10 protein-coding genes and 2 pseudogenes are annotated in these 9,837 nt (G+C 49.0%); 1 reads left to right on the top strand and 11 read right to left on the bottom strand.

All coding sequences use genetic code 11. The features are described from left to right. From ACTRDR_RS11490 to ACTRDR_RS11455, 8 genes and pseudogenes are all read right to left on the bottom strand, one after another. Positions 1-207 (bottom strand): AAA family ATPase (locus ACTRDR_RS11490; protein ID WP_440527639.1); only part of this gene is annotated, 207 nt, incomplete at its 3' end. A gap of 102 nt (positions 208-309) precedes the next feature. After that, complete coding sequence (locus ACTRDR_RS11485) at positions 310-639, bottom strand: toprim domain-containing protein (protein WP_440527643.1); 330 nt, start codon at positions 637-639, stop codon at positions 310-312. Next, a pseudogene (mobQ, locus tag ACTRDR_RS11480) lies at positions 585-1,700 on the bottom strand (MobQ family relaxase). The gene ACTRDR_RS11485 and the pseudogene mobQ overlap by 55 nt, the downstream one beginning before the upstream one ends. Positions 1,701-1,798: 98 nt before the next feature. Further along, positions 1,799-2,095, bottom strand: coding sequence for a DUF3847 domain-containing protein (locus ACTRDR_RS11475; protein ID WP_440527637.1), 297 nt, complete (start codon positions 2,093-2,095; stop codon positions 1,799-1,801). 89 nt (positions 2,096-2,184) lie between these two features. After that, positions 2,185-2,901: a hypothetical protein gene (locus ACTRDR_RS11470; RefSeq protein WP_440527635.1), complete on the bottom strand. Its 717-nt coding sequence runs from the start codon at positions 2,899-2,901 to the stop codon at positions 2,185-2,187. Continuing rightward, complete coding sequence (locus tag ACTRDR_RS11465) at positions 2,898-3,458, bottom strand: RNA polymerase sigma factor (protein ID WP_440527633.1); 561 nt, start codon at positions 3,456-3,458, stop codon at positions 2,898-2,900. Before ACTRDR_RS11465 ends, ACTRDR_RS11470 begins: the two co-directional genes overlap by 4 nt. Positions 3,459-3,547: 89 nt before the next feature. Further along, positions 3,548-3,856, bottom strand: coding sequence for a hypothetical protein (locus tag ACTRDR_RS11460; protein ID WP_440527631.1), 309 nt, complete (start codon positions 3,854-3,856; stop codon positions 3,548-3,550). A 170-nt stretch (positions 3,857-4,026) separates the two neighbouring features. Beyond that, positions 4,027-4,176 (bottom strand): annotated as a pseudogene (locus tag ACTRDR_RS11455) (TnpV protein); the annotation flags it as partial. A 95-nt stretch (positions 4,177-4,271) separates the two neighbouring features. Here ACTRDR_RS11455 and ACTRDR_RS11450 point away from each other — a divergent pair. After that, positions 4,272-5,426, top strand: a complete 1,155-nt coding sequence (locus ACTRDR_RS11450) for a DUF4317 domain-containing protein (protein WP_440527629.1) — start codon at positions 4,272-4,274, stop codon at positions 5,424-5,426. A 127-nt stretch (positions 5,427-5,553) separates the two neighbouring features. On the opposite strand, the gene ACTRDR_RS11445 is transcribed toward ACTRDR_RS11450, so the two are convergent. The 3 genes from ACTRDR_RS11445 to ACTRDR_RS11435 all read right to left on the bottom strand — a co-directional run bounded on the left by ACTRDR_RS11445 (position 5,554) and on the right by ACTRDR_RS11435 (position 9,735). Continuing rightward, positions 5,554-7,257, bottom strand: coding sequence for a methyl-accepting chemotaxis protein (locus ACTRDR_RS11445; RefSeq protein ID WP_176863481.1), 1,704 nt, complete (start codon positions 7,255-7,257; stop codon positions 5,554-5,556). Between the two features lie 11 nt (positions 7,258-7,268). Continuing rightward, positions 7,269-8,492 (bottom strand): BMP family ABC transporter substrate-binding protein, encoded by a 1,224-nt coding sequence (locus tag ACTRDR_RS11440; protein ID WP_440527627.1) that lies wholly within the window; start codon positions 8,490-8,492, stop codon positions 7,269-7,271. Positions 8,493-8,739: 247 nt separating this feature from the next. Continuing rightward, the gene (locus ACTRDR_RS11435; protein ID WP_440527625.1) at positions 8,740-9,735 is read right to left on the bottom strand and encodes a LacI family DNA-binding transcriptional regulator; all 996 of its coding nucleotides are present in this window, start codon (positions 9,733-9,735) and stop codon (positions 8,740-8,742) included. Between the last annotated feature and the right edge of the window lie 102 nt (positions 9,736-9,837).

Genomic DNA, 9,837 nt, shown 5'->3' with positions numbered 1-9,837 from the left:
GGGCTTCATTCCCGGCAGCGTTCCCCCGGTGGTGCAGGCGGCGGCAAGGCGTAGGGCAAAGGTGGTCTTTCCCTCGCCAGGGTTGCCTTGTACAATCGTCACTTTCCCAAAGGGGATATACGGCTCCCAGAGCCATTCGACGGTCTGTGTATCAACCTCGCTCATGCGGATAATCTCAACTGTTTCTTCCTGCGGCGGCTCTTTCAATCCATAGACCGCTTCGCGGAGATACTTCCCGTCTGTGATTTCTCTCCGGCGCGTCTGTACCTCGTTCCAGTCCTTGAAAAGAGGGATAAGGCGGTGGACGGTCTAGTCCTCCGGCATAAGCCCCACAAGGCGGCTGCAAGCGTCGTTTCCGGCTTGGTCGCTGTCAAGGCAGAGATAGACGGTCTGAATGTCTGGACGGTCAGAGAGGAAACGTAAGAGGGCTTTCTCGCCTACACCGCCTAACGATAAATAGCTCTGCTTCTGCCAGCCCTTTTTGAACAGGCAGAGGAAAGATAACAGGTCAATCGGGGCTTCAAAGACAAATAACCGCTCGCCCGCGCCCCGGTAGCAGAAGTTAAAGGCTTTGTCGCTGCCTTTCACATCAAGCCGGAAGTTCCCGGCTGTGTCGCGCTGGTGGGCGTATCTCGGTATGCCGCTTTCATCTCTGCCGACGAATACGGCGTTATGGTGGGCGGCTTCTCCGGGGCTGCGTCCCTCTCCGTAAGCAATCCGGCAATCCATTCTTTGAGTTTGCCGATCTGCGCCCGGATTTCCTTAATCATGCGGTTTGCTTTCTGGATATTGCGGTTAAGCTCGCCTTTCTCGGTAACTATGCCTTTCTTCTCCATTTGACAGGCGGCTACTCCTATGTGGACGGTGGGTATCTCGTCAATGCCTCTCTCGGCGTTACTGCGGTGGTCGATACGCTTCGGGCTTCCGGCGCGTTCCAAAAACTCGTTGGAAATGTCAGCCCACGCCTTGCGCCAGACAAGGGCGTTGTCCTTATCATTCCAGCCTGTAAGGTCAACCTTATGCGTCTTATATCTGCCGCTCGGTAAGCGGATACGCTCGTCTTTCTCGTCAAGGTCATATTCCTTTTTGGACTTCGCCGCCCACGCGCCGCGCTCGTCCAGTGGTCGCATGGTAAGCATGATATGACAGTGAGGATTGCCTTTGTCGGTGTCGTGAATGGCAAAATCAAGGCACATTCCTCTGGAAACAAATTGAGAGGAACAGTATTCCCGGACAAGCCGTATCTGTTCCTCTCTGGATAATTCTATGGGGAGTGCTGCGTCAATCTATCTGACAAGCTGCGCGTTCCCGGCTTTCTCGTAAAGCTCCACGCTGTTCCACAAGGTAGAACGGTCAGAGAAAGAGGACGGGGCATGAGGCGGCAGCATGATTTCCGTATGGACGACGCCGCCCTTGCGGGTGTAGTCATGGGTTATTCCGTCCCACTCGTTTGTGAGCTTTTCGCCGCTTCGGTAGGCGGCTGCGGCTACGGCTGGCTTGCCTTTCCCCCGGCTCACAATGCTGATGTTACAATGATAAATCGCTATGGGTATCACCTCCGTTAGAGCGATTACAAAACTTGTGGAAAGCGAATAGCTTGCAAAGCAAGGTGTTCGCTTTCCGCAAGTACACAAAAGGGTAGACAGCGCAAGCTGTCGCAGGGGAAGTGTAGCGTCCCCTGTTCGCGGCAAAGCCGCCATATCGGAGCGTGGGGAAAATTCCCTGTGCGGAGATAAAACCCTCGGCAGAGCGCACACGCCCGTAAGGGTGTATAAGTGTGCCCTTTGTTCCAAAGGGATTATTCGCTTTCCCCGTCCTCGGCTCGTTTTTTCAGATACTCCCGCACTGGCTCGCTCGTCAAGGCAAGCCGGAGAAGCGCGGCGGCTTCCTCATCGGTCATGTCCTTTGCTTCCGGCACAATGCTCTCAAAGACCGCGCCCCGGACGATAAGGCGGTGGCTGCGCGTTCTGCGTTCCTCTTTGAATAACTTCTGACGCAACATCTTTTCCCGGTTCTCAAACTGCCGGATTTTCTTCTTTCCGTCCTCAATCTCGGCTTGCAGTTCTTCGCGGTTTTTCTCTCTTGGCTTTGTCATGTTTGGTCGCTCCTTTCTGCTCATAGGCATAGAAAAAGGACAGTCGATTTGCTCGGCTGTCCTGATGGTAGTATTAAATTTTCATGGGGTTATCCGTTGAAAGAACTTAGGTCAAGCGCACCATTATTTATCAGCTCTTGGATAATGGTAGCCAAATCGTTTTTCACACTTTCGCTTTCAGTTTTTGCACCCGCATTTTCAACATATACGGTGCTATCTCCCAACTTAAAGGTCGCATAGTAAATTACATTCTGTTCTCCCACGCTGTTCCGGTCTGTTACAAAATATCCTGCCGTCACGCTTGTGCCATTTACTTCGCTACTTTCTTCACTTCCTACAATCTTCGTATCAAGTAGTGCTATATCCGTTGTAGATATTACCACTTTGGCATTTTCGATTTTTCCCTCAAAACCAATCAATTCTTTGTTGCTGTCGGAAACAGTATCCTCAACACGAAAAACTGCATGAGCTGTAACGGTCAAGTTTGGAAAAAGAGATGCAGCTTCCGTTTCCGTAAGTTGCCTTGTTGTTATAGTCCCGTCAATGTCAATGCTTGAGCCAGCAGTTTCCGATTTTACAAAGATGATTTCATTTCCGTTGTCCAAAGTGGCAATGTCAGTTTTGTTCCCGAACAATCCACTTTGAAATACGCCCACGCCCAGAACAGCGACCATTACAAAGCAAGCCGCGATTGCCCCCCATTTAGCCCAAACGGGCTTCTTTGCGTTCTTCTTGTAGTTGAGGGCTTCATCAACATACTTGCTATCAAGCTCGCTCATGGCTTCGGAAAACTTCTTTGAGTTCATACGAATACCTCTCTTTCGATTAAATAGTCTTTCATTTTCTGACGGATACGGGTCAGCCGGACGGAGATGTTTTTCTCCGAAAGCCCTACAAACTCGGCTATGTCCTTGTAGCTGTCGGAAAACCAGTAGCGGCGCATGAAAATAACGCGGTTTTCGAGGGTCAGCGTGTCCAAAAAACTTGCAATAATACGGGCTAACTCTCTGGCTTCGATCTCGGCTTCTACGGTTTTGGGGTCTGCGATACAGGCTTCGATTTCCTCCATAGCAATCGTGTAGTGGCTGCTTCGTTTTGCTGCTTCCTTTCTGTAATAAATCTTCAATGAAATGTTCCGAACGATTTTACAGATATAAGTCAGCAGCGGATTGGGGCGCGCTGGGGGAATTGCGTTCCAAGCCCCTAAATAAGCGTCATTAACACATTCCTCCGCGTCCTGCCTGTTGTTCACGATATTGTTCGATAGCTTGTGGCAGACTTTACCGTATTTTATATCCAGTTCCCGTATGCCTTGCTCTGAACGCGCAAAAAACAACTCAATGATTTTTTCATCTTCTATCATCACACCGCCTCCTTTCCGGCTTCACCTATATACTACGGTTTCAGCGGCGAATACTACATCAAATCCAAAAATTTTTCAAAAAAATTATATCATACTTTTGGAATGGGGCGTAGTAGGTTGTTTGAATGTGCTTTCGCCGCTTTGCTGGCGGCTTTGCGCCGTTTCTCACTGTATGGGGCGGTCAGACGGAAAGAGAAGCGTCCCTTTGCAATCTCAAACTCCATGCAGCCCGTTTCCAGGTCTGTGTCGGTCTGGCGGCACTCGCCGGGGTGCTGTCCGACGTAGGCGGCAAGCCGCTTTTTCAAATCGGTGTTGTGGGTGCGGATATGGATTAACGGGTCTTTCTCGTCAAACCAAATATCGGTGGTTTTTTCCTGCTTTGTCAGCCCTGTTCTCATAAACTCTCCTTTCTGCGCCCCTGTTACTCAATAGGGGCATTTTTCGGGTGTTTTTCCCGGCTCTTGGCTTGGGAAAAACGGCGATTTTCCAATAGAAAACGCTCCGGCGATACATTCCTCGTCCAGAGCGTTTCTATCGTGAAAAATGGGATTTTTCCGGCTCTTGACGCTCATACATAGATAAGCTCAAACTTGACGATTTCCTCCGCTTGCGCCTTGCAGGTGTTCATCAGCCCCACCCATTGCATGGGGTCTGCGGCTTTCAGTTCCTCGGTTGCGCCCGCACCCTCGGCAAGCTGCGGGATAATGAGGTCAAACCTCGCCGCTTTCAATAACCTGCTTATAAATAGCAACACTTGTCCTACCACGTTTTTTATACTATACTGATATCATCAAATCGAAAGAAGGTACTCTCATGACAAAACAGGAAATCAGCGAGATTAAAAAGCTGTTCACCCCGAAAAACTGCTCCATCACAAGAATCTGCGGATGCTACGTGGATGGAGAGAAGAATAAAAAGACGGAATTAAAGCAGGCGTTTCTGGCACTGCCGGAGGAGGAAATGTTCAAGTATTTCGAGATTCTGCGGAAGAGTCTGTCCGGCACCATCGGCAAAAATCTGCTGAATCTGGAATTCCCGTTAAAGAGTGAAACGGAGGGCGGCACGCAGGAATTTCTCCTGCGTCTCAGAGACAGCCGTCTGAAGGACGATGCATTGCTTGAGCAGTTCTACGACCGTATCATCGAATCTTATGAATATGTGGGCAATTATCTGATCCTGCTGATCCACGATGCCTACGATGTGCCGGGACGCACCAGAGACGGTATCGAGATGGAGGATGCTTCCGATGAAGTCTATGACTATATCCTTACCTGCATCTGTCCTGTGGATCTGTCCAAGCCGGGACTAAGCTACAACGCAGTGGAAAACACCTTCCAGAACCGTATTCGCGACTGGGTGGTAGGTATGCCGGACGCTGCTTTCCTGTTCCCGGCTTTCAATGACCGGAGCACCGATCTGCACAGCACTCTGTACTATTCCAAGGATGCCGAGGAATTAAAGGAGAACTTCGTGGATCTGATGTTAGGCTGTCCTCTTCCTCTGTCCGCAGGCGGTCAAAAGGAAACCTTCCAGTCTCTGGTGGAGGAGACGTTAGGCGATACCTGTGATATCGAGACGGTGAAAAATATCCACGAGAAAATGAATGAGATTGCCCAGGAACATAAAGAAGATCCCGAACCTGTGGTATTGGATAAAAATGAAGTAAAGACCATTTTTGCCAGCAGCGGTGTAGCCAATGACCGCATGGAGGTCTTCGACCAGTGTTTCGATGCCACTGCCGGTGAATCTACTTCCCTCATGATGACCAATGTCTACAATCCCCGCAGCTTTGAGGTAAAGACGCCAGATGTGGTTATTAAGGTCAATCCTGAGCGCACGGATCTCATCAATACGAAGCTGATCGACGGCAGACAGTGTCTCGTCATCGAGCTGGATGGCAATATCGAAGTCAACGGCATTGCCGTGCGGGCTGCCGGAAACAGGGACGTGGAAGAATCTGAAGAATAAACCATCTGCCAAACAACAAGGATCGCGCAACGAAAGTTTCAACAGCAGCGTGGTAAAAAAACCAGGAACAGTCTTACGAATCTAAACATCCGAAAGCTGTCTCTGGTTTTATTTTACGCAAAATCAACTATAGAATCTTGAAATACTGCATGCTCTCGGCCAGCTCATCCGCAATCTTCTTCAGCTGCTCCGCACTGTCATAGACCTGTCGGAAAGTATCCAGAACCTCCTGTGTCTCGGTATAGGTCTGCTGCGTACTATCTACATTGTCATGCGCAATCTGCGAAAGCTGCTCCACAGCCTCCATGACTTCTCCACGGGACTCAGCCAGTCTGCCGGTACTCTCTCTGATCTGCAGGATACTCTGCATGGAATCTTCAATCTCCTTCAATACCTCTGAGACATTGGCTCTGGTCTCCTGCATGCTTCCACTTTGCTCGGTGATGATCTCCTGCATCCGCTGCATGATCTCCATTTCCCGGGCGGAATCTTCCATCAATGCTTTCGTGGTCTCTTCAATCTCGTGACCGGACTGGTTAGACTGCTCTGCCAGCTTTTTGATCTGGTCCGCTACGACTGCGAATCCTCTTCCGCTCTCTCCGGCTCTAGCCGCTTCGATGGAGGCATTCAGGCTCAGCAGGTTCGTCTCCTCGGCAATGGACGTAATGAATTCCATGGCGGTATTGATCTTCTGGATCGATACGTTGGTGCGGTCGGTCTGCTCCTTGACCTCTCCGATGATCCGCTCCACTTCTTCATTGATATGGCACAGCTGTGCCAGCGTATCTGCGGTCTTCTTACTGGACTTCTGCATGGAAGCTGCATTCTGGTTCAACGTATCCACTTCTGTGGATGTCTCTGTGATATGTTCTCCCATGATCCGCATATTCTCGGAAGTACTCTCTGAATTCTTCGACTGCTCCGTAGAATTTGCCACCACCTGACTTACAGCATTCTGTACTTCATTCATGGTACCGTTGGTAGTATCTGCTGCATTTCCCAGCGCCCTGGAAGCCTCCAGCAGACTCGCAGAATTCTCGGAAATTCCCTTTAATATTCCCTTCAAGGTATCCTTTAGCTTTACCGTAACCCGCGACAGATCTCCGATCTCGTCCTTCCTCTTTAACATCTTGTCATCGACCCAGACGGTCAGATCACCCTCTGCGACCTTACCCATGATGCTGATACTTTTCTTGATATTGTGGCTGATAGATGTCGCAAGCTTCAGCCCCACGCCGATGCACAGGATCATTGCCACGCATACTGCTGCACCAATGCCGAAAATGATTCCGTTTACTACCGCATCCTTGTTTTCTTTATCGGTACCGACAAATACCATACCAATAATCTCATCATCGGAGCCATTCTGATAGACCGGCATGAAATAGCCGTAATTCATAACTCCGTCCAGAGAGACCGCACTGCTGAAATACTCTTCTCCGTTCTGTAATACCTTCTCCACGATCCGCTCTCCTGCCGGAGAATTCAGAATACGATCCCCGTTACTATCCAGTGCGGAGGTCATGATTCTGCGGTCTCCGTAGAAAAATGTTACGTCCATTCCGGTATTGTCTTTGATTCGGTCCACCAGACTTTCAGAACGGGAGATATTATAGCTGCCTTTCCAGATGTCGCCATTACTGGATTCCATATAGTCACCGGTGTTCTGGTCATACGCTGCCAGCGTTGCCGCAGCCGTTCCCTTCAGTCCTTCTTCGATTTCCTCCATCATGGAACTGCGTACCGTCGTCAGCATAAAAAAGATAGATAACAGTCCCAGCAATACTACCGGTCCAATGGTCATTGACAGAATCTTTTTTTGTATACTCATGAAAATGCCCCCTATTCTACCACAGATACGGTCTTGAAATACCAGTTGATACCTCCGGTGATCGTTGCATCATCCAGCGTTGTTCCTTCTTTGCCCACGGTCTCTCCCGTATTGGTCTCGATCACACCGTCAAATACCCCGTTTTCTCCGGATAAAATCTGCTTCTTGGCTTCCTCTACTTTCTCTTTCGTTCCTTCCACACAGAAATCCGCCAGATCCGTGATGCTCACCAGATTTTCATTCATGCCGCCGTAATAGTTGCTGCCGTCCCAACTGCCGTCAATGACGCTCTGCACTGCTGCCGTATAGTAAGCACTCCAGTTCCATACCACACTGCACAGGCAGGACTGCGGAGCATCCTTACTCATATCCGAGTTATATCCGATACTGTACACACCTTTTTCCTGTGCCAGTGTCTGGGGATATACGGTATCACAATGCTGTGCGATCACATCACACCCCATGTCGAGAAGCGCCTGGGCTGCTGCTTTTTCCCCTTCCGGATCGTACCAGCTGTTTGTCACCTTTACGTATACCTTTGCGTCCGGATTCACCGAATAGATCCCCAGTGCAAAGGCATCTATACCGCCGGTCACCTCCGAGTTGGTGGAATCCATGGCTGCCACATAGCCGATCTTGTTGGAGGTGGTGTTCATTCCCGCCACGATGCCGCTCAAATATCTCGCCTGATAAATTCTTCCAAAATAATTGTTAAAGTTCTTGCCGTTGCTCATATATCCCGTGCCGTGGGAAAAATACACATCCGGATATTCTTCCGCCATCTCTGCCGTAGTCTCCATATATCCCCAGCTGGTGGTGAAGATGATGTTGCATCCATCGTCGATACATTCCTGAATGGCCTGTCTGGTCGCCTTGGCATCGCCGTCGTTGACATTGATCTTACGTACGATCTGATCATCTGATAATCCCAGATTCTGCTGCATACCCTGAATACCCAGATCATGAGTATAAGTGTAGCCGCTGCCCTCCGCCGGATCCGACAGATGCAGTACTCCTACCTTGATCTCCTCCTTTGGAATCCCTGCAGTCTGTGTGGGCACGCTGATGCCTCCCGACTGCACTACCTGCGTAGTCCCATTGCTCCCCCTTGTCTCATATCCGATGTTTGTAGCATAATCGTCCACTTCTCCGGTATTTCCGCAGCCTGTCAGTAATGCACAGCCCAATAGCAATGCCACCATACGTCTGATGTTCCCAATTTTGGTTTTTCCCATAATAAGCCCCTTTCTCTTTTGTATCCAAACGCTGAACCTTATCATTGCAAATAAAAACCACACCATCCTGTCCGAACTGTTTTTATCTACGCCTATTATACCACTAACCATGTTCTCTGTCATTTGCAACTTTCTCTGACAAAATGTCTGACAAAATATCAGTAACAGACAGCTCGCAAGAAACTGTCTGTTCCGCATAACAAAAGAATGCCTCCGGCACAACCGTAAGGCATTCTTTTGTTACACTTTATAAAGTTGAAACCGACTGTCGTTCCTTGATATTCCCCGGCACAATGATTTCATCAGCTACACCGTTATTTTCAATCTGGTTCACCAGCATTTCCACTGCTTTTCCTGCCAGTTCCTCTATCGGCGCATGATAGGTTGTAAGCGGGGGAATCATATGCTTAGTTACAAAAATATCGTCGAAGCCTACCACGGAAATATCATTCGGGATTTGTAGATCACATTGACTGATTCCGCTGTAAATCCCTATTGTCATCATATCAATCGTTGCAAAAAAAGCAGTAGGTCTGTCTTCCCACTTTAGAATTTCCATGGTTCGCTGACAGGCTTCGTCTATCGTATCCACATCATATATGAAGTAATGCTTATAGTCCTCAATTCCGTATTCTTCCATGGCACGCTTGCATCCGTTATAACGCTCCCGGAAACGGCTCTTTTCGAAGCTTCCGAACATGCCGGCGATTTTCCTGTGCCCTTTCTCCAAAAGAAGCTTTGTCATCATGTAGCCGCCGAGCTCATTATCCACAGATACCGTCCCGAGCTTCCCCTGACTGCTTCGATTGATCAAAACGACCGGAATCCCTGTTTCCTCCTGAAAAGCAAGCAGATTCTGAATGTCGTCTTCCACACTCATACAGAGGATTCCCGCTACCCCACGGCTGGAAAGCATTTCTATCGCCTGCTTTTCCTTTTCCGCGCTGTCATTTGTATTGCACAGGATCAGGGAATATCCTTTTTCCACAGCCTCTTTTTCAATATTTTTCATCAGTGCCGGATAAAAAAGACTGTTGATATCCGGCACAATCAATGCGATGGTACAAAATCTTCCCTCACGAAGCCCCCTTGCTATGATATTGGGTTTGTAGTTTAATTCCCGCACAGCATCCAGAACCCTTTGTTTTGTTTCCTCTTCCACAAAGGTTCTTCCCGATAAAGACCTTGATACTGTACTCACAGATACCCCTGCAAGCTTCGCCACATCTCTAATTGTACTCATACTGCTTCCTCACCAAATCCCCCTGTCCTAAGCCCTCTTTTGCTGACAACAGGTTTTAATCCTATTATACCATGCAATCGTTTCCCGTCAATCGCATTCACA

The organism is Simiaoa sp., assembly GCF_051972595.1.
In the GTDB taxonomy this organism is placed as follows: Bacteria; Bacillota; Clostridia; order Lachnospirales; family Lachnospiraceae; genus Acetatifactor; species Acetatifactor hominis.
This window is presented reverse-complemented; position numbering and strand designations above follow the sequence as displayed.

Coding starts and splice junctions, on each gene's coding strand:
- ACTRDR_RS11475 (WP_440527637.1), bottom strand. CDS start 2,095: ATGACAAAGCCAAGAGAGAAAAACCGCGAAGAACTGCAAGCCGAGATT.
- ACTRDR_RS11435 (WP_440527625.1), bottom strand. CDS start 9,735: ATGAGTACAATTAGAGATGTGGCGAAGCTTGCAGGGGTATCTGTGAGT.
- ACTRDR_RS11450 (WP_440527629.1), top strand. CDS start 4,272: ATGACAAAACAGGAAATCAGCGAGATTAAAAAGCTGTTCACCCCGAAA.
- ACTRDR_RS11460 (WP_440527631.1), bottom strand. CDS start 3,856: ATGAGAACAGGGCTGACAAAGCAGGAAAAAACCACCGATATTTGGTTT.
- ACTRDR_RS11470 (WP_440527635.1), bottom strand. CDS start 2,901: ATGAACTCAAAGAAGTTTTCCGAAGCCATGAGCGAGCTTGATAGCAAG.
- ACTRDR_RS11445 (WP_176863481.1), bottom strand. CDS start 7,257: ATGAGTATACAAAAAAAGATTCTGTCAATGACCATTGGACCGGTAGTA.
- ACTRDR_RS11465 (WP_440527633.1), bottom strand. CDS start 3,458: ATGATAGAAGATGAAAAAATCATTGAGTTGTTTTTTGCGCGTTCAGAG.
- ACTRDR_RS11440 (WP_440527627.1), bottom strand. CDS start 8,492: ATGGGAAAAACCAAAATTGGGAACATCAGACGTATGGTGGCATTGCTA.